Consider the following 25,271-nt stretch of genomic DNA (forward strand, 5'->3'; position numbering starts at 1 on the left):
TTTTTCAATATTTTATATTGAGAAATAAAGCCTTTTAATTTGAAACTCATTTTCATTTTCTCTTGACATATACCTCTCTCTTTTATATTCTATTATCATGTTTACAGCTTTGCTTAAACAAATAAATTTTACCTTTTCTTGGTGGAAACATTGTTTAAATATATTTTAAAAAGATTATTATCATTAATTCCTATACTTATAGGCATAAGCTTCATATCCTTTGCGCTTATATACTTTACAGGCGGCGATGCGGTGGCTGTAAGATATGAAGCCATAGGCGGAGTACTTTCTCCGGAACTTATAAATCAAAAGAGGGAGGAACTGGGTTTAAACCGTCCCTTTATTATTCAATACTTAAGCTGGCTTTTGGGTGTAATTCAAGGTGATATGGGTATCAGCTATGTGTCGGGAAAGCCGGTATTCGGCTATATCTTTTCTAAACTTCCGAATACTCTCTTACTCAGTGTAAGCTCTTTGCTCACTACCCTAATTATCTCCCTGCCGCTTGGTATACTTTCAGCGGTAAAGAAAAACTCTGTATTTGACAATATTATAAAAGCCCTGTCATTTGTAGGCAATTCTCTGCCAAACTTTTTTGTGGCGCTTGTGCTTTCATATATTTTTGCATTACAGCTAAAACTTCTGCCGGTAATCTCACAGGGAACAAGCATAAAAAGTCTGATACTTCCCACACTTACTCTTGCACTGGCGATGAGCGCAAAGTATATAAGACAGATCCGTGCACTCATTGTGTCGGAGCTGTCAAAGCCTTATGTGACCGGAGCAAGAGCAAGAGGTATAAAAGAAAACACAATCATATTCTTTAATGTACTAAGGCTTACATCTCTCACTCTGATAACATTAATGTCACTCAGTTTCGGCAGTCTTCTTGGTGGAAGCTCCATAGTTGAGAGTATTTTCATGTGGGACGGAATAGGAAAGCTGGCTATTGAATCTATAAATTTACGTGACTATCCTGTGATTTTGGCATATGTACTGTGGATGGCATTTATATATGTATTTATAAATTTAATGTCGGATATTTCATATTATTTCTTGGATCCGAGACTTAGAATCGGAGGTGGAAAATATGCGAACTAAAAAATTAATCTTTCCGTCTTTTTTGGTGATTGCACTGCTTATATTTGCATTCTTTTCTCCAATGCTTACACCATTTGATATTACAGAGCAAAACCTGATGACGGCAAAATCTCCCCCATCCTTTCCTCATATAATGGGAACGGATATATATGGCAGAGATATGTTTTCAAGGGTGATTGCCGCATCAAGGATCAGTATATTTTCAGCTTTGGCTGTAGTACTTTTGATGGCTGTTATAGGTGTTGTAATAGGGATATTTTGCGGATACCTTGGAGGGATTGCAGACACTTTGCTTATGCGTCTGTCCGATATATTTTTGGCATTCCCGGGTCTTGTACTTGCAATTGCCACTGCCGGACTTTTTAAAAACGGTATATTCGGCGCAATAATAGCTCTCGCCTCCGTGGGTTGGCCAAGATATGCAAGGCTATCAAGAGGTCTGGTGCTTTCCGTTAAAACCTCTACATACATAAATGCCGCTAAAATAAGCGGTAGCAATACAATACAGATAGTATTTACAGAAATACTTCCGAATATTATAGGGCCGATAGTAGTGACCTCAAGCCTTGATATAGGTACAAGCCTTATGGAAATGGCTGCACTGTCATTTTTGGGACTTGGCGCCACCCCTCCCACTCCTGAATGGGGAAGCATGATAAGTGAAAGCAGGAGTTTGCTTCAACTAACTCCATGGATCACACTTTCACCGGGAATTGCTATCTTTATCACAGTCTCTATATTCAATATATTCGGTGAATCGCTTAGAGATTACTTCAACGTATAAGTCAATGTACTTTTGAAATTATTAAACAATACATAAACAGTTAAACATATGTTTATCCGTAAATATATAAAGGAGTTTTTACATACATGAAAAAACAAATAAAATCACTTTCTGTTGCCTTTGCGGCAACACTACTTTTGGGAGCATGTGCCTCTCCTTCAAAGACCGCAAATGAGAGCTCTGCAAATACTGAAACCTCTTCAGTTTCAGTCGGTACTTCAGATACTGCAAAGACTCTTGTATACGGCACCGGCAGTTACGGTGTAGGTATGTCGGATGCAGGTCTTAATCCACATGAGGACTACTCAGGCTGGAGCTGTGTAAAATATGGTGTCGGTGAGACTTTGTTCAGATTAAATGAAGATATAGAACTTGTACCTTGGCTTGCCGACTCTTATAAGTTTGTAGATGACAATACTCTTGAAGTTGTAATCAAAGACGGCATCAATTTTTCATCAGGCAGAAAGCTTGATGCAGCCGCTGCAAAAGAATGCTTTGAAGATTTGATAGCCGTTCATGACAGAGCTCCAAAGGATATGAAGATACAGGAAATAAAGGCAGACGGTCAAACAATTACATTTGTGACTACAGAGCCTAATCCTGCTCTTTTAAATTTCCTTGCGGAACCTTATACCGCAATTATAGATATGCAGGCAGGTGTGGATGCAAGCAAAAATGTTTCGGGTACAGGTCCTTACAAGGCAACTGCAGTGTCTGACAGTGAAATAAGCCTTGTATCAAGAGATGACTACTGGGGCGGTGAAGTCTCAAAGAAAAACATCACCGTAAAGTCTATCACAGACGGTGACACATTGACTATGGGACTTCAATCTGGAGAACTTGATGCAACCTCCGGACTTCCTTATGCAAGTTATCCGCTTTTTGAGAATGACAATTATAATATAAACTCTGTGGCTACAAGCAGAGCATTCTTCCTGCAGTTAAACTTTGACAATAAGCTTCTTACAGATAAAAATATCAGATATGCCATAGCTATGGCCATTGATAAGGAGGGCTTTGTAAATGTTTTACTTGGAGGTCATGGAAAGGTTGCAAACGGCCCGTTCCCTATGAAAGACGGCGAAGTCTCAAGCTATGGTTTTTCACCTGATAAGTCAAAGAAGTTACTTGCAAATGCAGGCTGGAGCGACAGTGATAATGACGGCTATGTAGATAAGGACGGCAAAAATTTAGAACTTAACTACATCACATATCCTGGAAGAACCGAGCTTCCTATACTTGCACAAAGTATACAGGCAAACTTAAAGGATATAGGTATCAAGCTTAATATAAACAGTACTGAGAATTATCTTGAGGTAATTAAGGATAGCACTACCTGGGATATCTTCGGCAGTGCTATGGTTACAAATCCTACCGGAAACAAAGGGTATTTCTTTGATATGACTTCTCTTACCGAGTCACCAAAGAACAGAGGACATTACTCAAATGCCGAACTTGACGAACTTGCCAAAACTCTTTCAGCAACATTTGAAAATGAGAAACGTGAAGAGATAGCAAAAAATATGAGTGATATTTTAGTGGATGATTGCGGTTTTATATTTGTTTCACACTTACAAATGAGTCTTGTAAGCAAGAAAAATATTAAAGGTCTTACTCCTATGCCAAGTGACTATTATGAATTCAGCAAGGATCTGGTAATCGAATAATGAAAGAACTTTTGAAATTTGAGAAAATAAATATTTCATATGAAAAAAGACAGATTTTATATGATCTTTCATTTTCTCTAAATTCAGGTGAAATTCTGGGTATAGTCGGAAACAGCGGTTGTGGAAAATCCACATTGCTAAAAAGTATTATGGGGCTTTCAGGCCCCAAGGTACTTACCGGAAATATGATTTTTGAGAACACAGACCTTTTATCACTTAATGCTTCTGAAATGCGAAAGATTCGTGGCAATCGTATAAGTATGGTTTTTCAGGAATCCGGTATTCACACCAATCCTTTAAAAACTATAGGTGACACTGTTTTTGAAAGTATGAAGGCGCATAGACAGATTTCAAAAGAAGAAGCTCTTGATATTGCAACAGGCATTTTTGAAAACCTCTCATTACCCGACCCGAAAAGGATTTTAAGAGCTTACCCATTTGAGCTTTCAGGAGGTATGAATCAAAGAGTTGGTATAGCACTTGCCATGTTAAACAATCCTTCTTTAATTTTAGCCGATGAGCCTACAAGTGCACTTGATCCTATAGTGGCAGTGCAGATTGTAAACGAGCTGAAATCACTGCGTGAAAAATACAATACCGCTGTTATACTTGTAACCCATAATATAAAAATAGCAAGAAGTATCACTGACAGTATATTGGTATTAAATAACGGTAAAACGGTTGATTACGGAAAAACATGTGAAGTACTCTCCTCTCCTAAAAGCGATTTCACAAAGGAGCTGATATTTTCCGCTTTCGGTTAGGATATCTCTTTATTTCGGAGTATATATGAATGATATTTTAATTATAAATAATCTTACGAAGCAATTTGACGGCGAGACAAAGCCAAGTATTGAAAATATTAATCTTACATTAAAATCAGGACGCTGTCTTGGTGTTGTAGGTGAGAGCGGGTCGGGAAAAAGTACTCTTGCAAGAGCAATTACCGGTCTGATAACGGTAACGTCCGGAGAAGTGATATTTGACGGTAAATGTATCAGCAAATTTTCTCCATCACAGTACAGGATGATATATAAGGATCTTCAAATGATTTTTCAGCTTCCTAGAGAAAGCTTTAATCCGATACGAAGCCTTGGCGAGAGCATAGTTTTAAATTTAAAAAACTTCGGTTTTAGAGGCAATTATAAAAACAAAGCAGTTTCACTTTTGAACCGCTGCGGTCTTGATTCTTCTTTCTATAATAAATATCCCGGTGAGGTAAGCGGAGGTGAATGTCAAAGGGCTGCTATTGCCAGAGCTATCGCCTGTTCTCCGAAACTTCTTATATGTGATGAGGCAACCTCGGCACTTGACATGATAGTTCAAAGAAAAATAATATCACTACTGGGTGAACTGAAGGATGAATTGGGAATGGCAATACTCTTTATATGCCATGATATATCTTTGGTTCATTATATGTGTGATGATGTAGCCGTAATGAAAGATGGGCATATCGTGGAAAAAGATGTAACAAGCAGAATAATCCACCACCCGGAAAACGAATATACAAAAGCACTTATAGAAGCATCCGATATATACTGATATATTGGATGCTGTTTTATTAATATTTAAATATTTCATATAATAAAACAGATTGAATACAAATATAATTTATGCTATAAATTACGAATATAATTAAAAGGAAGGCAAGTATCATATGAATTTTTATACTTTAGACTATATTATAGAGCACCAGTCTATCGGTATGATCATCAGATCCGCTTTTATCATTCTACTCTTGGCTGTTGTTATAATCACCGGTTTTCGCTTTATGAGAGACAGAATGAAGACAAGGCTCAGAGACATTTCTATAGGTATTGCGGTTTTTACATTTATACTTTTGGGCATCCATGTGGAAAGTTATACTAAAAATCACAAAGACTTTTCCCAGTCACATGTGCTGGTAAAATTTATAGAGAGTGTAGCTACCGATGCACATTTATCACCTGAAGAAGTACTGGTAAATTCCACCACTTTAAAAGACGGCATTATAGTACGATATAATGACGAGGACTATACGGTGCATCTAAATAATGACAATAACTCCTATAATTTGCAGCGTACACATGTGATAGATCATAATGTATATATAAACGGGGAGAGATAATTTATGAATATATATTTATTAGTCGGTATAAAATTTATTCTGGGTATCATGGTAATGATTTTACAGATACATATACTTGGAAAGTATGAATTCTCTATAAATACTCCCCTAAACCAGATACAAAACTATGTACTCGGTGGAATTATAGGCGGTGTTATCTATAACACTTCCATTTCCATTTTAACATTCCTTATTTTTATTTTGGTCTGGTCTTTAGTTGTTATTATCGTAAAATTACTGGTCAATATTAAGACTGTAAAGTCATTGGTAGTCGGAAATCCTGTTATCCTTATAAAAAACGGTAAGGTAAATGTTGAAAACTGCGCCAAAGTAGGAATATCTGCAGACCAGCTTATGCTGCATATACGGATGGAAGGACTCTTTTCTACAAAAGAGGTAAAGTCTGCAATAATGGAAACTAACGGTAAGCTTACCATTATAGATATGCAATCAGCTACACCTAAGTTCCCTATTATTTCAAACGGCAGAATAAACCAAGATATACTTGAGGTTATCGGACACGATGAAAAATGGTTGCTTTCTTCAATCAATGAACAGGGCATTGAAAACATACAGGATATTTTCCTCGGCGAATATGTAAACGGCGAATTGAATCTTACTATTTATCCGAAGATTGTATAATCTGTTATATAAAAAATACTTAAACAAAACTAAATACTGAATTAAAAGGACCCTCCAAAACCTGGAGGGTTCTTCTTCTATCTGTCTAAAAATAATGCTTTCAGATATCTTATACCGGTTTCCGTTTTGAAAACCTTTCTCATCATCTCTTCTATTGCTTCTTTTTTCAACTTCATCTCATCTGCATTTACCAAAAAGTCGGCCTCCAGTAAAATTTGTAAATCAATACCTTCTATATCTGTATATGTATGATGATGTGCTATCATAAAGTCTATCCTGTCTACCATAGATTTTGATATATCACTGCCTTCAAAAAATTTTCTAATCATCGGTGAAGACACCTCTTCCTGCTTCTTACCGTCCGCTTCACCATACTTTTCTCTAAGCGAAGGACAGGAGATATCATGCACTATAGCGGCTATTTCAAGTGTTTTTTGAGTATTATCATCCAGATTCTCTCCCTTTCCTATATTTCTTGCATATCCCCATACTTTTAAAAAATGATTGATATCCCGAAAGCTGCCCTTACTTTCTTTTATCATCTTCTCCATTACTTCACTTACATTCATATTACACCTCTTGCAAATATATTTGCTTAATATTATATATTAATTTTTTACACTTATAAATAAAAAACGGGCTTTTTTCCAAAAACCCGCTTTAATCCTTATTCCGCTTTTCCGCCTTCTATTACAAGTGTATCTGCATATTCACTGCCATAAGTATCTGTAAGTGTCTCTTCATAATCCTTGTGGAAGAAGTTCTCTTTTCCAAGATCTTCAATCTCTGTATTTATCCATTCAAGTAATGTAGTATTTCCCTTTGTTACAGCCGGTGCGATTGTATCCTTAGCACCAAGATTATCAATACCTACAGTATATCCCGGATTGCTCTTTGCAAATGCGATAACCTCAGTATTGTCATTTACCCATGCCTTACCTGAACCGTTTAAAAGTGCATTCTTGGCATTTGCATATGTATCATACTTTTGAAGCTTAATATCAGGATAATTCTTAATCATATAAGTCTCAGCTGTTGTTCCTGAAATAACTATCATCTCATCCTCAGGCTTCCAATTGTCAAGGCTTGTTACAGGGTCTTTATCGGATGATATAACACCAAGTCCTACATTCATATATGGAAGTGCAAAATCTACCGCCTCAGCTCTTTCAGGTGTAACTGTAAAGTTTGCAAGTATGATATCCACCTTACCTGTTTCAAGATATTCCACTCTGTTTGCAGCCTCTGTACTTACATAATTGATTTTAACTCCAAGGTCCTCTGCAAGTCTGTTTCCGAAGTAGATATCATATCCCTGATATTCACCGTTCTCATCAACATATCCGAAAGGATGCTTGTCTGAGAAAACACCTATATTTATAGTTCCGGCACTCTTTATCTCATCTAAAGTTCTGAATTTATTCTTAGCCGCACTCTTTGAAGATGAACCACATGCACTGAGTGCCAAAGCTCCTGCAGCCAAAATACCTAATAATCCTATTAATTTACCTTTTTTCATTTTATATTCCTCCTATATGAAAATCTATATATTATATTCTTCCTTATCATCCTTAATGGATTCAAATTCGAAAATATTCAAAAATTGTCTTGCTCTTTCAGTCTTCGGTGAAGTGAAAAAGCTCTTCGGCCTGCCCGTCTCCACTATATTTCCCTTATCAAGGAAATACACTCTGTCTGCAACAGCCTCTGCAAATTGCATCTCATGAGTTACAATAATCATAGTTGAGCCCTGTTTAGCCAAATCAAGCATTACATCAAGTACTTCTCTTACCATCTCAGGATCAAGAGCCGCTGTAACCTCATCAAATAATAAAATCTCAGGATGCATTGCCAATGCTCTTACTATTGCTACTCTTTGCTTTTGTCCACCTGAAAGCTCTCTCGGATAGGCATTTGATTTGTGTGCAAGACCTACTCTTTTAAGAAGCTCCATCGCTTCCTTCTTTGCACTCTCTCTACCTACTCCTGCCACCTTTGTAGGTGCCAAAATGATATTTTCAAGTATTGTCATATGTGGAAAAAGCTCATAGCTTTGAAAAACCATACCTATTTTTTGTCTGAGCTTCGTCAAATCATTTTGCTTATAGTCAATGACTTTTCCGTCAAGGCTTATACTTCCACCCTGTATTTCTTCCAGACCGTTTATACATCGAAGTAATGTGGACTTACCGCAACCGCTTGGCCCTATCAGTACTATTACCTCACCTTTATTCAGTTCAAGACTTACACCGTCAAGCACTGCATTCTTTCCGTCATAATTTTTTACAACATCTTTTATTTCCAATAATGCCGGCATACTATCTCCTTCCATCACACTAATTTCTTTTTTCCAGATATCTTGCAAGCATGCTTATCGGGGTACAAGCGATAAAATACATCATAAACACCACCAGATATACTCCAAAAGCCGCATTCGGACTTGAATTTCTGTTTGCCTCCGTTATCTGCTGTGCCACCTTTATTACCTCAACAACTCCTATCATAAGTACAAGTGATGTAGTCTTTATCATTCTGGTAATCAGATTTATCGAAAGAGGTATAAGCCTCTTTATTGTCTGAGGTATTATGATATAAATAAAGGTCTGTTTCTTACTGAGTCCAAGTGCTTCACTGCTCTCATACTGATGTTTCGGAATACTTATAATAGCACCTCTTACCAGATCTCCCATCTCCGCAGTTCCCCAAAGGCTGAATACTATGATTGCCGAAAGTTCAGCTGAGATATCTATTCCAAGTGCTCTTGTACTTCCAAAAAATACTATAAACAAAAGTACAAGCTGCGGCATTATTCTTATAATTTCAAGATATACTCTAAGTACCGCTTTTAAAATAGGGTTTTTAAAAGTCATCAAAATACCGACCAAAATACCCAAGGGAATACTGATAAGCACAGATATTAAACTGATTCTAAGTGCTATACCAAGTCCGCCAAGAAGTCTTATTGCATTCTTTCCTTTAAATACCACATCAAGACCCAAATCCGGCATATCGTACCCTCCTTTCTACATAGGAACCGAGTATTGAAACCGGTAATAATATAATTAAATAGAAAAATACCAGCAGTACAAGACTCTCAACAGTTTTATAATACAAGCCTATCAAATCTTTTGCGGTAAACATAAGATCCATCAAGCTGATAGCTGAGAACACAGATGTTTCTTTTAAAAGAAATATTATATTGGCTACAAATGCAGGCGTGCTTATTGAAACAGCCTGCGGAAGTAAAATATAAAAGAGTGTCTGATTGTGGCTAAGTCCAAGACTTAATGCACTCTCTTCCTGTATCTTATCTATAGTTTCTATTCCGCTTCTGAAAGCCTCACACATATAGCTGCCTCCCAGAAATGCAAGTCCGAATACCCCACATGCAAAGGCATCTACCTTTAGTCCAAGCTTCGGCAAACCGTAGTATATAAAAAACAACTGTATTATAAGCGGTGTATTTCTGCTCAATTCAATATATACACTTACCAATTGACTAAGTACCGGTATCTTCTTATGTAAAACAAGTGTACATAAGAGCCCTACAATTATTGCAAGTATGATTCCCAATATACCTATTTTCAATGTCAGTATGGCTGCATGCACGTATAAGGGAAACACCTGTTTTATAAATTCAAAATCCATAATGTTACTCTCCAAGATACTCTTTGTATCTCTGCATTTATTTTATGGAGATGATAATATCACTATAAACCCTTTTTGTCTATAGGTTTATAGTATTTATTTTCATATCTGCATAATGTCAAAAAATCTTTACAAATATAGTATAGTCTTTAGTAAAAAAACCTATACCTCAAAGCAAAATACTGCTTTAAAGTATAGGTTGATTTTGATACTTATAAAGTATTTACCTTCTTGCACCGAAGTTTTGAACCCAATAAAGTGTACTGCCGTCGCTATAGCACCCTACACCTATTAAACTGAAATCATCACTTAGTATATTTTCTCTATGACCCTGTGAGTTCATCCACGATTCCATAACGCTTTCAGGGCTTCTCTGTCCCATTGCAACATTTTCTCCCCAGGTCATAAGTCCTGAAGGCATTAAAGTACGATAGCTTGAACCGTCAGGTCTTGTATGTGAGAACAATGTCACAAGCTCCTTTGCCCTTATGCCTGCACTGTTCATAAGTGCACTGTCGGCTGAGAGTGGTGAAAGTCCGTACTGTGCTCTCTCCTCATTTACAAGCTCAATAACTCTTTGCGTAAAGGCGGCTGTGGAAGTCTGATTTGAAGTCGATTCCGATGTTGTATTTGCACTGTTGTTTTGTCTGCCGTTTGTTTCCGTCATTCTTCCTTCCGGCTGATATGCTCCGCTTGCATCAACAAAGTATCCATCAGGTGTATATGTGTTTACATCCATTCTGCCGCCGTTGAAAGGATTCATATAGTACCATGTATTATTGACATTGACCCAGCCTACTTTCATATCTCCGTTGTTTGTATCCAGATAATACCAGTCTCTTCCTTCTTTTAACCAGCCTGTTTGCATATAGCCGGATCCGTTCATATAATACCAGACATTGTTTATACTAAGCCATGATGACCTTACATATGACCCGTCAGAAAACTGATACCACCATCCGTTATTATCTCTTTTCCAACCTCCGGTTGCTCCAAATGTAGGCACAGCCATCAATAATGTACTTGCTACCAATCCGAGAAAAACTCTTTTTTTCATACATTACTCCTTTCCGGTAATAAATATTACATATAGTTTAACCTAAATAGAAGTAAAATAAAATAACGATTTACATACAAAAAAGCCGCGATTTTCTCGCAGCTTCCAAAAAATATATTATAAATTATATAAAACTTCCTTTACATTATCGAAATGTAGGAATTCACCTCTTTTTGCTATCTCCTTTATCTCAGAAATGCTTAAAATCTTAAAAGCGGACACTTCCTCTACCTGTATATTTACATTTCGAATATCTTCCTCTGATATAAGATAACAGTACATATCCACAAAATAACTGTTGCTTTCAGTATTTATCCTCTTATAGTTATACAGCTTTTCATAGTCTCTGTCGTAAAGATTTATACCCGTTTCTTCGAAAATTTCTCTTCGTACTGCATCCTGTGAATTCTCTCCCGCTCTTACTCCACCGCCGGGTATCTCCCAGAGTCCTCCTGCATATCTCTTATCAGGTGAACGTTTGGTAATCAATACCTTTTTATCCTCTGTAAAGAGTATTCCTATTACAACCAGATGAAATTGTTTAGGGTTTAGAGAAAGATTATACCTGTCTACAGTCTCTCCTGTAGGCATCCTGTTTTCATCATATATGTCCCAAAGTTCTTTTTCTGCACTCATTCTTCCTACCGTTGCTGTAAATTGTCAGCTCTTTCAATGTCTATGCAACATCTCCCATTTCACTTAAGATTTTTTTCAGCATGGTACGAAGCTGTGCCATCTCTTCATCATTTATATTCAAACAGCCTCTCATACCTACCGGTATGTCAAGCGCACTTTCTCTAAGCTCTTCTCCGCTTTTTGTCAATGTAACTATAAGTGTTCTCTCATCTATCTTTGAGCGCTCTCTTGTAACATAACCCTTTGATTCAAGCTTCTTTAATACAGGTGTAAGTGTGCCGGAGTCAAGGAAGAGCTTATCCCCCAACTCTTTTACATTCAATTCCTTATCTTCCCACATTACCATCATTACAATATACTGCGTATATGTAAGATCAAGCTTATCAAGATATACCTTATATCTTCTTACTATTTCCTTTGAGCAAGCATATAGTGGAAAACAAAGTTGATTTTCAAGTTTCAGTAAGTCGTACTTATCTGCCATTTTAGTATTCCCTCTTTCCTTTAAAAAACTTCAAGGAGCCTTTATTTTCATAAACGCTCCTTTGCTTTTCTATATTAGATTAATGCTTTTACAGCCTCTTCTACTACTTCAACACCCTCTGTAGGCTCAAATCTTCTTACAACATTTCCATTCTTATCGATAAGGAATTTTGTAAAGTTCCACTTGATATCAGGCTTGCTTGCATAGTCGGGATCAGCCTCGCCAAGCATCTTTGTAAGAAGCTTTGACATATCATTATCAGCACCCCAACCTGCAAAACCTTTCTCACTCTTAAGATACTTAAATACCTCACAAGCTCCGTCACCGTTTACTTCTATTTTTGAGAACAATGGGAAAGTTACACCGAATCTTGAGCTGCAAAACTTAGCAATCTCCTCATCACTTCCCGGTGCCTGATGTCCGAACTGGTTACATGGGAAATCAAGTATAACAAAATTCTTATCCTTATAATCCTCATATAACTTCTGTAACTGCTCATACTGTGGTGTAAATCCACACTCTGTTGCAGAGTTTATTATAAGTACTACCTTGTTCTTATAATCACTAAGGCTGACTTCCTCACCCTTATTGTTCTTTACTTTAAAATCATATATATTCATATCTTTTCTCCTAATTATATATTAAGTGTTTCTGCATATTTTGCCGCTGCAATTCCTGCTACAGCACCGTCTCCTGCCGCCGTTACAAGCTGACGCACTTCCTTTGTTCTTCCGTCTCCTGCCGCAAATACGCCTTCCGTCTTTGTCTTACAGTCTTCACCTGATACGATATAACCTGCCTTATCAAGCTCCACCACATCTGCAAAAGCCGCATTATCCGGCACCTGACCTATTGCTACAAAGAGTCCGTCCACTGCAATTTCTCTTTTTTCACCGGTATTTTTATCCTCTACAATCACTCCTGTAACTGCAAAAGACTCTTCCTTTATCTCTACAATATTTGAGTTTAAAACAAACTCTACATTGTCCTTCTTCTTTAAAGCCGCCACTACAGCTTCCTCAGCCCTGAACTCATCTCTACGATGTATCACATATACCTTCTTTGCAACATTGGCTAAGAATGTTGCATCCTCTATAGCTGTATTACCTCCACCGTTTACGGCAACAACTCTGTCTCTGTAAAACATTCCGTCACAAGTTGCACAGTATGATATTCCTGAACCAACCAATTTTTTCTCATTAGGAAGACCGAGAGGTCTGTTCTTTGCTCCGGTAGCAAGTATTACCGATTTAGCATCATAGATTTCCTTTTCGGTCTTTACCTTCTTTATATTTCCTTCAAGGCTTATGCCCACTACCTTTTCATATTTTACTTCAGCACCCAGATCTTTTGCCTGATTGAATAAATCTGTGGCAAATTCAAAACCTGAAGTTTTCTTTATAGCGGGATAGTTTTCTATCTCAGGAGTATTTATTATCTGCCCTCCATAAGATGCACCTTCAAGTACGAGTACCGATTTTCCCGCTCTTACTCCATATATTGCAGCTGACAATCCGGCTGTTCCGGCGCCGACTACTACTATATCGTACATATAATCACTTCTTTCTTTAATGTAATATATCTGAATATGCGATAATGCTATTAATCAGTTACAATTATGCCAACAAAGCCTTTACTTCATCCTTTGTTATAAGACCTACCGACTTGTTCACAACCTCACCGTTTTTGAATACCAGGAGTGTAGGTATTGACATAACATGGAATTTGTTTACCAAATCAGGATTCTCGTCCGCATTGATCTTAGCTACTGAGAAACCGTCTGCCTCCTCAGCCACTTCATCAACTATAGGTGAAAGCATCTTACATGGACCACACCATGGTGCCCAGATATCTACCAATACAGGTTCTTTTGCATTTAAAACTTCCGCTTCAAAATTTTCACTTGTAATTATCTTTACTGCCATAACTTTTTTCCTCCAAATCTTAAATAGCTTATAATTATATTTTACACAATTTTATTTTATTGTCAAGCGTTTTTTATTTTTCTTTTCCTTCTGTCTCAAAATATTCCTTTGTCAGCTTAACAACCACATTTGAAAGAAGGAATAGTGCTATAAGGTTAGGTATTGCCATAAGTCCGTTAAAAGTCTCCGATATATCCCATAAAAGCCCAAGATCCATCGTTGCACCTACTATTGCCGTCAAAGAATATACCACCATAAAAGGCTTTATAACCTTTTCACTGAGTAAGAACTCTATGCATCTTGCACCGTAAAGTCCCCATCCTATAATTGTTGAGAAAGCAAATGAGCACATAGCAATCGCTGTAAATATTGATACTCCGTTTCCATAGGTCTTTATAAATCCGCCTATGGTAAGCTCGGCACCTGAAGGCGAACCGAAAGGAATACTCACTCCCGAGCAAAGTATTACCAAAGCTGTAAGTGTACATATAACTATGGTATCGGCAAACACTTCAAATATTCCGAAAAATCCCTGTTTTACCGGCTTGCCTGTATCTGCTGATGCATGTGCAATAGGGCCTGTTCCAAGTCCTGCCTCATTTGAGAATATACCTCTGGACACTCCCTTTTTCATACTTAAAAAAAAGCTTCCTATAATACCTCCGGTGACCGCTCTTGGATTGAATGCTCCATATATAATACTTCCAAAGACCTCAGGTACTCTGTTTATATTTAAAGCAACAACTCCAAGCGCCAATATTACATATATAAGCGCCATAAAAGGTACGAGCTTTTCAGTCACCGATCCTATTCTTTTTATACCTCCAAGTAAAACCATTCCCACAAGTATCGTTACAATGATTCCTATAACCAGGTTTATCGTCTCATGTCCACCCGGTTTTACTATTCCATATCCTTCGAGTGCTACATTTATAGCTGCCGTAATAGTATTTACCTGAGTGGCATTTCCTGTTCCGAATACCGTAAGTGTACCGAATGTTGCAAAAAGGTACGCCAAAAACAGCCATCTTTTTGAAAGACCGTTTTGAATATAATACATCGGTCCTCCTACAAGATCTCCATGCTTATTTGTTTTTCTGAAATATACGGCAAGAGTAACCTCTGCAAATTTGGTACACATTCCAAGTATTGCGGATATCCACATCCAGAATACACTTCCCGGACCGCCTATTGATATCGCACCTGCAACACCTGCAATATTTCCTGTTCCCACTGTGGCCGCAAGTGCCGTAGTAGCAGCTTGGAAAGGAGAAAGTGCACCGTCTGCTATATCTCTTTTCCTGAAAATTCTGCCTACAGTGGTCTTCATTATATATCCGAATTTTCTTATCTGTAAAAATCCTGTCCTGATACTCAAATATATGCCTACACCCATAAGCGCTATCATTGCCGGCACACCCCATATGAACCCGCTTAGAGCCGCGTTCAGCTTCGTAATAGTTTCAATCATATTTCCCTCTCAATATATTATTTAATTGATGATACTTATTCTGTAACATCCTTTATCAAATCCTTTATTACTTCTCCGGCTATTATAAGTCCCACAACAGAAGGTACAAAAGCGACAGAACCGGGAATCGATCTTCTGTCGGTACATTTTCTCTCAGTTCCCGGAGGACATACACAGTGAGAACTGCAACTTATACTTTCATCCTCAAAAGGTACTATTGCCGCTTCTTTTGAATATACCACTTTAAGTTTTTTTATATTTCTTTTCTTAAGCTCACGCCTCATAACCTTTGCAAGTGGGCACACACTTGTCTTATATATATCGCTCACAATAAAGCCGGTAGGGTCGAGCTTATTTCCTGCACCCATACTGCTTATTATCTTTACATTGCTTTCATTTGCCTGCATTACAAGATTTATTTTTGCAGTCACGGTATCCACGGCATCTATTACATAGTCATATTGTGAAAAGTCAAAGTCCCCGGCATTTTCAGGCAGGTAAAAGCACTGATGTGTAGTTACTTTACATTTAGGGTTTATACTTAGTATCCTCTCTTTTGCAACATCAACTTTGTATTTTCCTATACTTTTTACATCTGCAATTATCTGCCTGTTTATATTTGTAAGGCATACCTTGTCGTCATCTATCAAATCAATAGCTCCTACGCCCGATCTGGCAAGTGCCTCGACACTGTATCCTCCTACACCGCCTACTCCAAATATCGCCACTCTTGAATTTTTTAATTTTTCCATAGCTTTTTTACCAAGTAAAAGCTGAGTTCTTGCAAACTGATCCATATATTATTAGGTAAATCTATCCTCTCATTATTTTTTTACTATCAAGCAAGTTTATATTTTAAAGTAATAAATGTCAATAAATATAATAAAAAAGCCGACATCTCTGTCGGCTTGTATTTTTTGGGAGGAGAGCCGAAATGTATCGGCTCGAGTATTATGAAAAAAATCTTTTATTTTTATAGACTAGCTATCTCTCGTCTATGTTTTGTATTATAGAAAACAAAAGTGGCTAAAGTTTGTTTTTTATGTAAAAGGTTTTTGAATTAGATATGAACAATATATGAACGCTTCCACAAGTCTGTATTATTATAAAAAAAGCCGCCATATATTCCGACCTTTGAAATATACGACAGCTTTTATTTATTTCTTAGAGAAATTTATTTCCATGCAGGTAAATAAGCACCCTTATATACGTCTTCAATAACTTTCTTCACATCATCACTCTGATATGCCTTTACAATCTTTTTGTAATTCTCATTGTCCTTGTCTTCACTTCTTGCAACAATAACATTTATATACGGATTGTCTGTTCCCTCTTGTACCTTCTCAAGGAAGATAGAATCGTTCTCAGGATTTAAACCGTTGTCTACAGCGTGTCCGCCGTTGATTACTGCGGCAGCTACATCAGGTAAAAGACTTGGTGTATTTGCGGCCTCTACTTCTGTGAACTTGATATTCTTAGGATTCTCTGTAATATCACTGAGTGTAGGTGTATATCCCGCATCAGGATTTACTTTGATCACTCCTGCGCTCTCAAGTACCTTTAAAGCTCTACCTCCGTTTGTAGCATCACTTGGGATTGCAATTGTATCGCCGTCCTTTAACTCTGAAAGATCTGCGATCTTCTTTGAATATACTCCAAGGGGTGCAACAATTGTATCACCTATTGCCTCAATCTTATATCCGTTATCCTTTATATCATTTGCAAGATATGCCTTATGCTGGAAAGCGTTTAAATCAATCTCTCCGTCATTTAAAGCTCTGTTCGGCAATGAATAGTCTGCAAACTTTACAAGCTCTACAGTGATGCCTTCTTTTGCCATAGCATCTATTACAGGAGTCCACTGCTCATTGTTCTCACCTACAACACCGATTTTGATTGTTGTATCACCCTCAGCCTTGCTGCTCTCTTCTGCTTTAGTGCTTTCTTCTGCCGCACTGCTTGCATCCGCCTTTGTGCTCTCCGCACTTGTATCCGCCTTCTGATTTGAACCGCATGCAGTAAGTCCCAAAGTCAAGATAGCGCCTACCGCCAATAATTTACTTAATTTTCTCATAATAAACCTCCTTATGATTATATATATTTTATCAGTGCTCCGAATATAATCAAATCACTGCATAAAATCCTGTTAATGTGTGTTTTTCTTTATTGCTCTGTTTCCAACGCCCTGTATCAAGCTTACCATTACAAGTATAATGATTACCGTTACATAAGTTACATCAGTTTGATTTCTTTGATGTCCGTATCTGATTGCAAAATCTCCCAGACCGCCACCGCCTATAGCTCCTGCCATTGCTGTAAGTCCCAAAAGTGATATAAATGTAATCTGCACGCCTCTGATAATTCCGGTCATACTTTCTCTTAAATACACTCTGAAAATAATCTCTATAGGTGACGAACCCATGCTCTGTGCAGCCTCTATAAGGCCATTGTCCACTTCATGCAATGCACTTTCAATCTGTCTTGTAAAGAAAGGTACCGTACCGAATACTAACGGAAGTATAGCTCCCTTTGTTCCTATTGCAGTTCCTACCACCATTCTTGTAAAAGGTATAAGAGCCGCAAGAAGTATTACAAAAGGTATGGATCTGAATACATTGATAAGTTTATCTAAAATATTATAGATAAACGCATTCTTAAGTATCCCCTTCGGTGCGGTCACAACTATCATAACTCCGAATATAAGACCGAAGAAAAGTGAAATTGCACCTGATAATACCATCATATTCAAAGTTTGTAAAGTAGCTTCGACAAGTTCATTCGGTTTAGCCGATATGTTTGGTAAGAGAATGTGTAAAAATTCTTTCATCCTTTATCACCTCCACTCCTACTTCCTTATCATGCAAATGCTTTATGGCGGCATCTATATCAGCCTTTTGACCGCTGACTATCGCCACGGTTCCGCCGATAGGTGCTCCTTTTACTATTTCCACATCCGCATATATTATATTAAGATTTATATTAAACTTTCTGGAAACTTCCGAAATCAGAGCCTCCGAAGTATTGGCTTTCTTATAACTTAGTCTAAGTATAACTTCTCCCGGACTTAACTTAACCACATCAGAACCTGATGCTATAAGCCCCTCTATCTTTTGAAGATTTGAGGTAGTCTTTATAAAGTCCTTTGTAATCTGATGTTTAGGATTTGCAAATATTGAGAATACATCTCCTTCTTCCACCACATTACCGTTTTCCATTACCGCCACTCTGTCACAGATCTGCTTTACAACAGACATCTCATGTGTAATGACCACTATTGTGATTCCAAGCTTTTTATTAAGACTTTGCAAAAGTTCCAAAATTGAAGCCGTGGTCTGAGGATCCAGTGCTGAAGTCGCCTCGTCACATAAAAGCACCTTAGGATCGTTTGCAAGAGCCCTGGCTATCGCCACTCTTTGCTTTTGACCTCCTGAGAGCTGACTCGGATATGAATTCTCTTTATCCGCTATATCTACAAGTGCCAAGAGTTCTCTAACCTTAGCCTTTTTTTGAGCCTTTGTAAGTCCGCTTCCAAAAAGTGAATATTCTACATTATCAGCCACCGTCCTTGACGGCATCAAATTAAAGTGCTGGAAAATCATTCCGATTTTTTTTCTTGCTTTTCTTAAATCTCTAGCTGAAAGGGCTGTCAGATCCTTGTCGTCTACAAACACTTTACCCGAATTCGGTCTTTCCAAAAGATTTATACATCTTACAAGTGTGGATTTTCCTGCGCCGGAAAATCCTATGATCCCGAATATCTCTCCCTTTTCTATCACTAAAGATACATCTTTCACAGCATGAACCGTATTACTTCCTGCACTGAAAGTCTTTGTAACATTTTTCAGTTCAATCATTGTATCTTTATTTCCTCTTTCCTATCATATTAGTAGGAATTATAAAGCACCTGCAAAGATTTTGCAAGTGCTTTAAAAATAAATTTATTTATCTTTTCCTATCCTCCATACTCCCGGGCTGAATAAAAGAAGCATCGGATATAACTCAAGTCTTCCCGCCAACATATCAAATGTTAGCACCAGCTTTGAAAAATATGAATATATATTGAAATTTGCCATAGGTCCCACCTTTGCAAGTCCCGGACCTATATTGTTGAATGTAGCCGCCACGGCTGTAAAATTGGTTTCAAAGTCAAAATTATTGAGTGAGAGTAAAAACATTGATATTACATATATCATGATGTATGTGAGCATAAATACTCTTATACTGGTAAGTACCGGCTTTTCAAGTACCTTACCGTCCATTTTTATAGTTTTTACACCTCTTGGATGAATATAGTAACCTATCTCCTGGAATACCGATTTTAACATAACTATAATTCTTGAAACCTTAATTCCACCACCTGTACTTCCTGCACAGGCACCGCACATCATAAGGAAAATTATTACATTTCTTGAAAGTTGCGGCCACAAATCAAAATCTGTGGTTGAATATCCTGTGGTGGTAATAATCGATCCTACCTGGAATGCCGCATGATTTAGTGCTGTCAAAATATTTTCAAAATAGCCTCTGATATTTATTGTAATAATAATAATTGCAGCAAAGATTATTCCGAAATACCATCTGACCTCCTCTATCTTGAAGGCATCTTTTTTATGCTTTCCAAGCAGCAAGAAGTAAGCATTAAAGTTAACACCGAAAAGTATCATAAAGACGGTCACCACCACCTGTATCGCATAGGAATAACTTCCAAGGCTGTCCGCCTTTATACCGAAACCTCCGGTACCTGCCGTACCGAAAGTAATACAGAGGGCATCAAATACCGGCATCTTTACAAACAGTAAAATAACAAACTCTATAACCGTCATTGCCAGATATATAAGATAAAGAATCTTTGCGGTATCTCTAAGTCTTGGAACCAGTTTTCCGACTACCGGTCCTGGGCTTTCCGCCTTCATAAGATGCATATTGTAGCCGCCTGCCATAGGAAGTATGGCAAGAAGAAGTACAATAACTCCCATACCGCCTACCCAGTGTGTAAAGCTTCTCCAGATAAGTGATGTATGACTGAGGCTCTCCACATCTTCAAGTATACTTGCTCCTGTTGTGGTAAATCCTGATACCGTTTCAAATAAAGCATCTACCATATTCGGAATCTCACCGGTAAGTACAAATGGAATTGCTCCCACCACACTGAGTACTATCCATGATAGGGCAACCATTACAAAACCTTCTCTTGCAAAAAAAACATTTTCAAATTTTTTCTTACTGGAAATAAGGTATCCTATAATTGCAGACACAGCACCCACAATCAAGTACGCCATGCCCTCGTGTTCACCGTATATAAGTGATGTTACCGCCGGTATCAAAAAGCAGGCAGACTCCAGCATCATCACCTTTCCCACTATATATAATATAATTGAATAGTTCATTACTTTAATATATCCTCTAAATTTTGCATACCTGTAATTCTTGTTATTATAATAACAGAATCATTTCTTTGTAATGTTGACTTACCGTTAGGTATCATCACTTTTCCGTCTCTGATAATACCGGCAACAAGTACACCTTCTCTTATCGGTAATGCCTCCAAGGTGGCACCTGTCATACCCGAATCTTCCTTTATATAAAACTCCAAAGCTTCTACCTTGCCATGTATAATCCTATAAAGTGCCTCGACATTATTGCTTCCTACACTGTTTTGTAATCCTCTTACGTATCTTACAATATATTCCGCCGTGATATGCTTAGGATAGATCATACTTCCAAGATCGAACTTCTCTATAATATCATCAAATGCAATACGATTTATCTTTGTAACTATTTTGGCATTTGAAACACTCTTTGCATAAAGTGAAAGGAATGCATTCTCTTCATCAATTCCGGTAAGCGAAACAAAGGATGAACATTTCTCTATTCCCTCCTCCAATAATACATCTTTGTCGGCCGCATCGCCGTGGATAATGACCGCATTCGGAAGCATTGCGGAAAGTTCCTCACATCTTTCATATGATTTTTCTATTATCTTTACTTTTATTCCAAGAGGTAAGAGCTGCTTTGCCAGGTAGTAGGCGATTGTTCCTCCACCGACTATCATGGTATCTCTTACACCGCTACTGTTGCATCCGACTTTCTTAAAGAAGTCCTTTGCATTTTCTGTGGAGGCCACAATACTTACAATATCACCGCTTTGTAATACAAAGCTTCCGTTAGGTATAATTACCTCATCTTCTCTTTCCACTGCACATATAAGTACATCCGACTTTATATTTCTTCCGACATCTATAAGGCTCTTTCCGACAAGTATATTGCCCTCGGAAATCTTATATTCCAAAAGCTCTACTCTTCCTCTTCCGAAAGTATCTATTTCTATAGCTGAAGGGAATCTTAAAAGTCTTGCCATTTCTGTAGAAGCCGCATACTCCGGATTGATGGTCATAGCAAGTCCAAGTTCTTTTTTCATAAAACCTATATCCTGACTGTACTCCGGATTTCTTACTCTGGCTATGGTATGCTCCGCTCCGGCCTTTTTTCCTACCATGCAGCATAGAAGGTTTAACTCATCCGATTCGGTAACTGCAATCAAAAGATCGGAATCTTCTATTCCGGCTTCTTCCAATATAGTATGTGTTGCTCCGTTTCCTGTAACACCCATTATATCGAGTCTGGCCGCCAAAGCCTTTACAACCGCTTCATCTGTATCAACTATTGTTATATCATGTCCTTCTGCACTAAGTTGCTCCGCAATAGTCGAACCAACCTTGCCACAGCCTACAATTATTATCTGCATTTCCATCTCCATTATTGAAATACTCATATTATGTCACCCCGTGACATCTGCCTATTGTAGCACAATAAACTTATATTTGCCATATCTAAGAAATTCACTTCTTTACTCTGCATGTCTATTTTGCTATACTGTAGAAAAATATATTTGTATGGAGGTTTATGTGAAAGTACAAAATATCAAAGATGTTGATGCTTTTTTCAAGGTAATCGATGAATGCAAAGGAACAGTTGAGCTTGTTTCCCCTGAAGGTGACAGAATCAACCTTAAGAGTAAGCTTACACAGTATCTTTCAATGGCAAACATCTTTTCAAACGGCTATATCAAGGAACTCGATCTTGTAGCACATGATAAAGAAGACGTTGAAAGAATAATAAAGTTCATGTATCAAGGTGAATAAAATATATTTACCTAAAAAGGTCCGGCAACAAACTGCCGGACCTTTTTTATATCTTATAAGCATTCTCACTCTTATAATTTTCCACTATTCTGTATTTTGGGCTTGGGCTTTCGGTATCATAGCGCTTTTGGTAAATACCGTCATCATCTACCCAGTAATAAGTACCGTTTACAGATGATTTAATATAGCATTTTACAAACAAATATGAGTCCTTACCGAAGCAGTAATCCTTTCCTTCTATAGTTTTCCACTCCGCTTTGGCATATTTGTAGTCCTTATCCACATACCACCATCTGTTATTATCATTGTAATCCTTTATCCATCCCCTTACAAAGTTTCCGCTTATATAGCCTTCGGATATATGAAACCAAGGATTGTGTCTGCTTGCAATCCTGCCGACAGCCTTTAACATTTCTCCTTCACTTAAGTTTTTTACTATGGAAGAAGAAGTATCTGGTGCTGTTCTGACTCTTACACTATTACCTGTAACAGTTAATCTTGCACTTACCGGGATTTCATTAAACCCTGTATTTTTAGAGTTTTGTTTAGCAACCTTATTTTCATAACTTGGCCTTGCAAACCCCACTATTGTATAGCCTTTACCTTCAAAGCTTCTCTTTCTTGTCATTACCATACCGTCGTTTGCGATATTTCCGCTGCCGGTATTACCCTCTATGGTTTCATATGTACCGTCTCTGTTTGCCGATACTACAATTCCCGCATGATTTACTCTTCTTGATTTTGATGCCTCTGCAGTCAGAATAAGAATGATATCTCCTCTTTGTCCCTTATCAAAAAGCATATTTTTATTTTTGTAATAACTGTATACGCTTTCTGTGGAAGCGGTCTTCATTCCGTCACAAAAAACATGTTCCGCTCCGGATATCCTGAAAATATCCCAAAGAAAAGTCACACACCATGGATATGTTGCCACACTGCCGTCATACACTTCCTGCCCGTAATAATCTGTATTAAATACCACATTATTGCTTTCCGGCGGTTCTTCAGTAACCCCTATGTATTCCTTTGCTTTATTTATCACATCATCGATTAAAGACATTTGATGTCTCCGTCAACTATTTCTATTTTGCCTTCTTTCAAAAGATGTCCTACCGCTCTTTTAAAAGCATTCTTGCTAAGCTTAAGCTCCACCTTTATTCTATCCGGAGAAACGCTCTCATCAAAACCTAAACTTCCGCCTCTGCTTTCAATTATATTGTAAAGAATATCCGCATCTGTAAGCAGCTGTCTGTAAGCCTTCTTTCTCGGACTCAAGTCAAGCTTTCCGTCTTCTCTTACCCTTATAACTCTCATTTCAAGTCTGTCACCGATTTTGATGTCCTCAAAACTCTCATTTGGCGGAATCATACCGTTGTACTTGTCATCTACAGCTACAAATATACCCATCTTCTTAATTTCAAATACTGTTCCGACTACCTCGTCATCCTTTTTATACGGGCTGTTTGGCGAAAGATGTGAATAGACCTTTGCACTGGCTGCAAGTCTGTTACTCTTATCCACATAAAGATATACAAGTATCTCATCTCCCTCTTTTACCTTATTCACAGTCTCCTTAAAAGGCAAAAGCACATCTCTTTCAAGTCCTATATCAAGAAATGCTCCTATTCCTGTGGTAGATTTTACCAAGAGTCTTCCAACTTCTCCAACTAAAATTTTAGGTCTTCTTGTAGTCGCAATAAGTCTGTCTTTACTGTCACGATATACAAATACTTCTATCTCACTTCCTACTTCACAACCTTCCGGCACTTCCTTCATAGGCAGAAGTACATCTTCACCGTTTCCGTCCGTAAGATATACACCGAAATCCTTTTTTCTGTCAACTTTAAGGCTCTGTATTTTTCCTAATTCCATAAATCCCCCTTAATATTCAAATCTGACGATAGCATATGTATCTCCATTTGGATCTGCCAGATTTACAATATATGAATTTTCATTCTTTGTAATTCTAGGTAAAATCACATCATTCAATACGGCCGCCTTCTTGTATTGTACGCTTATTTTTTTTACTTTGAAATCTTCTTCAATAATATTTTTTGCTTTACTTACATATACTGCATTATTCATATGATGATTTGTATCCAAATCATTTTTACTTACCACGATTTCACTGCCAAGCTCATATTCTGTCGGTATATCAAACTTTCTGACAATCTCCGTCATATCGAGGCGTTTCTCGTTTCCTGCCAAATATCTTTTTAAAGCTTCATCTGTAGGTTTGGTAGGTCTTTTATTGTCCAAGTCATAATGAAACCATATGGAATCCGCTTTTACCAAAAACTCACCGTTTTCATCTTTTAAAAAGAAATTTCTATATCCGTAAAAGCTTTTAAAGTTGTAGGCAAATGTGCCTACTTCCACTTTTTGTGCAAGCCCCGGCAATCTGCTTATATCTATCTGCCAGGAATTAACCCACCAGGCTTCCTTTTTTCCTTGTAAATATTTTATTCCAAGTCCAAGGTCCTCGGATTGAAATGTTGAACAGTCCTGAAACAAATTCAAAAGTCCTACCAAAGACAGCTCTCCATTCTCCCCCAACTCACTATATCTGATTCTTTCATTAAATGAATACATTTGACTACCTTACCT

29 protein-coding genes are annotated in these 25,271 nt (G+C 37.6%); 8 read left to right on the plus strand and 21 right to left on the minus strand.

The features are described from left to right. Window positions 1-150: 150 nt before the first annotated feature. The 7 genes from HMPREF1140_RS07700 (at window position 151) to HMPREF1140_RS07730 (ending at window position 6,301) form a co-directional block, all read left to right on the plus strand. On the plus strand, window positions 151-1,101 hold the full coding sequence (locus HMPREF1140_RS07700) for an ABC transporter permease (protein ID WP_035620130.1): 951 nt from the start codon (window positions 151-153) through the stop codon (window positions 1,099-1,101). Continuing rightward, entirely contained in the window at window positions 1,091-1,885 is a 795-nt protein-coding gene (locus HMPREF1140_RS07705; RefSeq protein WP_009663187.1) for an ABC transporter permease, read from the plus strand. Before HMPREF1140_RS07700 ends, HMPREF1140_RS07705 begins: the two co-directional genes overlap by 11 nt. Window positions 1,886-1,971: 86 nt before the next feature. Then, entirely contained in the window at window positions 1,972-3,552 is a 1,581-nt protein-coding gene (locus HMPREF1140_RS07710) for an ABC transporter substrate-binding protein (protein WP_009663184.1), read from the plus strand. After that, entirely contained in the window at window positions 3,552-4,316 is a 765-nt protein-coding gene (locus tag HMPREF1140_RS07715) for an ABC transporter ATP-binding protein (protein WP_009663240.1), read from the plus strand. The genes HMPREF1140_RS07710 and HMPREF1140_RS07715 overlap by 1 nt, the downstream gene beginning before the upstream one ends. 25 nt (window positions 4,317-4,341) lie before the next feature. After that, the gene (locus HMPREF1140_RS07720) at window positions 4,342-5,094 is read left to right on the plus strand and encodes an ABC transporter ATP-binding protein (RefSeq protein ID WP_009663306.1); all 753 of its coding nucleotides are present in this window, start codon (window positions 4,342-4,344) and stop codon (window positions 5,092-5,094) included. A 115-nt stretch (window positions 5,095-5,209) separates the two neighbouring features. Continuing rightward, a complete protein-coding gene (locus tag HMPREF1140_RS07725; RefSeq protein WP_009663392.1) occupies window positions 5,210-5,659 on the plus strand; it encodes a DUF3290 domain-containing protein in 450 nt (149 codons plus the stop codon). Window positions 5,660-5,662: 3 nt separating this feature from the next. Further along, a complete protein-coding gene (locus HMPREF1140_RS07730) occupies window positions 5,663-6,301 on the plus strand; it encodes a DUF421 domain-containing protein (protein ID WP_009663272.1) in 639 nt (212 codons plus the stop codon). Between the two features lie 77 nt (window positions 6,302-6,378). Here the strand turns inward: HMPREF1140_RS07730 and HMPREF1140_RS07735 are convergent, their stop codons facing one another. From HMPREF1140_RS07735 to trkA, 18 genes are all read right to left on the minus strand, one after another. Continuing rightward, window positions 6,379-6,870, minus strand: coding sequence for an HD domain-containing protein (locus tag HMPREF1140_RS07735; RefSeq protein WP_009663316.1), 492 nt, complete (start codon window positions 6,868-6,870; stop codon window positions 6,379-6,381). A 98-nt stretch (window positions 6,871-6,968) separates the two neighbouring features. Continuing rightward, window positions 6,969-7,820, minus strand: a complete 852-nt coding sequence (locus HMPREF1140_RS07740) for a transporter substrate-binding domain-containing protein (protein ID WP_009663407.1) — start codon at window positions 7,818-7,820, stop codon at window positions 6,969-6,971. 24 nt (window positions 7,821-7,844) lie between these two features. Beyond that, window positions 7,845-8,618 carry an amino acid ABC transporter ATP-binding protein gene (locus HMPREF1140_RS07745; protein WP_009663356.1) on the minus strand — a complete coding sequence of 258 codons (774 nt, stop codon included), beginning with the start codon at window positions 8,616-8,618 and terminating at the stop codon, window positions 7,845-7,847. A 19-nt stretch (window positions 8,619-8,637) separates the two neighbouring features. Then, the gene (locus tag HMPREF1140_RS07750; RefSeq protein WP_009663405.1) at window positions 8,638-9,309 is read right to left on the minus strand and encodes an amino acid ABC transporter permease; all 672 of its coding nucleotides are present in this window, start codon (window positions 9,307-9,309) and stop codon (window positions 8,638-8,640) included. After that, window positions 9,290-9,949 carry an amino acid ABC transporter permease gene (locus tag HMPREF1140_RS07755; protein ID WP_009663202.1) on the minus strand — a complete coding sequence of 220 codons (660 nt, stop codon included), beginning with the start codon at window positions 9,947-9,949 and terminating at the stop codon, window positions 9,290-9,292. Before HMPREF1140_RS07755 ends, HMPREF1140_RS07750 begins: the two co-directional genes overlap by 20 nt. Window positions 9,950-10,172: 223 nt before the next feature. Further along, window positions 10,173-11,006: a CAP domain-containing protein gene (locus tag HMPREF1140_RS07760; RefSeq protein WP_009663312.1), complete on the minus strand. Its 834-nt coding sequence runs from the start codon at window positions 11,004-11,006 to the stop codon at window positions 10,173-10,175. A gap of 117 nt (window positions 11,007-11,123) precedes the next feature. Beyond that, entirely contained in the window at window positions 11,124-11,642 is a 519-nt protein-coding gene (locus tag HMPREF1140_RS07765; protein ID WP_009663254.1) for an NUDIX hydrolase, read from the minus strand. 40 nt (window positions 11,643-11,682) lie between these two features. Further along, entirely contained in the window at window positions 11,683-12,126 is a 444-nt protein-coding gene (locus HMPREF1140_RS07770) for a MarR family winged helix-turn-helix transcriptional regulator (protein ID WP_009663365.1), read from the minus strand. Between the two features lie 74 nt (window positions 12,127-12,200). After that, entirely contained in the window at window positions 12,201-12,746 is a 546-nt protein-coding gene (locus HMPREF1140_RS07775; protein ID WP_009663324.1) for a glutathione peroxidase, read from the minus strand. 14 nt (window positions 12,747-12,760) lie between these two features. After that, window positions 12,761-13,678 carry an NAD(P)/FAD-dependent oxidoreductase gene (locus HMPREF1140_RS07780; protein WP_009663256.1) on the minus strand — a complete coding sequence of 306 codons (918 nt, stop codon included), beginning with the start codon at window positions 13,676-13,678 and terminating at the stop codon, window positions 12,761-12,763. Window positions 13,679-13,742: 64 nt separating this feature from the next. Further along, the gene (gene trxA, locus HMPREF1140_RS07785; RefSeq protein ID WP_009663190.1) at window positions 13,743-14,051 is read right to left on the minus strand and encodes a thioredoxin; all 309 of its coding nucleotides are present in this window, start codon (window positions 14,049-14,051) and stop codon (window positions 13,743-13,745) included. A 73-nt stretch (window positions 14,052-14,124) separates the two neighbouring features. Then, window positions 14,125-15,522, minus strand: a complete 1,398-nt coding sequence (locus tag HMPREF1140_RS07790; protein WP_009663336.1) for an alanine/glycine:cation symporter family protein — start codon at window positions 15,520-15,522, stop codon at window positions 14,125-14,127. A 35-nt stretch (window positions 15,523-15,557) separates the two neighbouring features. Next, window positions 15,558-16,319, minus strand: a complete 762-nt coding sequence (locus tag HMPREF1140_RS07795) for a tRNA threonylcarbamoyladenosine dehydratase (RefSeq protein WP_009663362.1) — start codon at window positions 16,317-16,319, stop codon at window positions 15,558-15,560. Window positions 16,320-16,696: 377 nt separating this feature from the next. Then, on the minus strand, window positions 16,697-17,596 hold the full coding sequence (locus HMPREF1140_RS07800; RefSeq protein ID WP_009663162.1) for a MetQ/NlpA family ABC transporter substrate-binding protein: 900 nt from the start codon (window positions 17,594-17,596) through the stop codon (window positions 16,697-16,699). A gap of 72 nt (window positions 17,597-17,668) precedes the next feature. Beyond that, a complete protein-coding gene (locus HMPREF1140_RS07805) occupies window positions 17,669-18,349 on the minus strand; it encodes a methionine ABC transporter permease (RefSeq protein ID WP_009663220.1) in 681 nt (226 codons plus the stop codon). Continuing rightward, complete coding sequence (locus HMPREF1140_RS07810; RefSeq protein WP_009663167.1) at window positions 18,306-19,376, minus strand: methionine ABC transporter ATP-binding protein; 1,071 nt, start codon at window positions 19,374-19,376, stop codon at window positions 18,306-18,308. The genes HMPREF1140_RS07805 and HMPREF1140_RS07810 overlap by 44 nt, the downstream gene beginning before the upstream one ends. An 84-nt stretch (window positions 19,377-19,460) precedes the next feature. Continuing rightward, on the minus strand, window positions 19,461-20,909 hold the full coding sequence (locus HMPREF1140_RS07815) for a TrkH family potassium uptake protein (RefSeq protein WP_035620132.1): 1,449 nt from the start codon (window positions 20,907-20,909) through the stop codon (window positions 19,461-19,463). After that, complete coding sequence (trkA, locus tag HMPREF1140_RS07820) at window positions 20,909-22,267, minus strand: Trk system potassium transporter TrkA (RefSeq protein ID WP_035620157.1); 1,359 nt, start codon at window positions 22,265-22,267, stop codon at window positions 20,909-20,911. The genes HMPREF1140_RS07815 and trkA overlap by 1 nt, the downstream gene beginning before the upstream one ends. A gap of 160 nt (window positions 22,268-22,427) precedes the next feature. Between trkA and HMPREF1140_RS07825 the strand changes: the two genes are divergently transcribed. Next, window positions 22,428-22,664, plus strand: coding sequence for a hypothetical protein (locus HMPREF1140_RS07825; protein ID WP_007595311.1), 237 nt, complete (start codon window positions 22,428-22,430; stop codon window positions 22,662-22,664). Window positions 22,665-22,710: 46 nt separating this feature from the next. Here the strand turns inward: HMPREF1140_RS07825 and HMPREF1140_RS07830 are convergent, their stop codons facing one another. Genes HMPREF1140_RS07830 through HMPREF1140_RS07840 form a run of 3 tightly spaced genes read right to left on the minus strand, consistent with a single transcriptional unit; the run spans window position 22,711 to window position 25,256 of the window. After that, window positions 22,711-23,724, minus strand: a complete 1,014-nt coding sequence (locus tag HMPREF1140_RS07830; RefSeq protein WP_009663164.1) for a CHAP domain-containing protein — start codon at window positions 23,722-23,724, stop codon at window positions 22,711-22,713. Continuing rightward, complete coding sequence (locus tag HMPREF1140_RS07835) at window positions 23,715-24,536, minus strand: CvfB family protein (protein WP_009663323.1); 822 nt, start codon at window positions 24,534-24,536, stop codon at window positions 23,715-23,717. The genes HMPREF1140_RS07830 and HMPREF1140_RS07835 overlap by 10 nt, the downstream gene beginning before the upstream one ends. A 9-nt stretch (window positions 24,537-24,545) precedes the next feature. Continuing rightward, window positions 24,546-25,256, minus strand: coding sequence for an acyl-[acyl-carrier-protein] thioesterase (locus HMPREF1140_RS07840; RefSeq protein ID WP_009663260.1), 711 nt, complete (start codon window positions 25,254-25,256; stop codon window positions 24,546-24,548). Window positions 25,257-25,271: the final 15 nt, after the last annotated feature.

It is taken from the genome of Lachnoanaerobaculum sp. ICM7 (genome assembly GCF_000287675.1).
GTDB lineage: Bacteria > Bacillota > Clostridia > Lachnospirales > Lachnospiraceae > Lachnoanaerobaculum.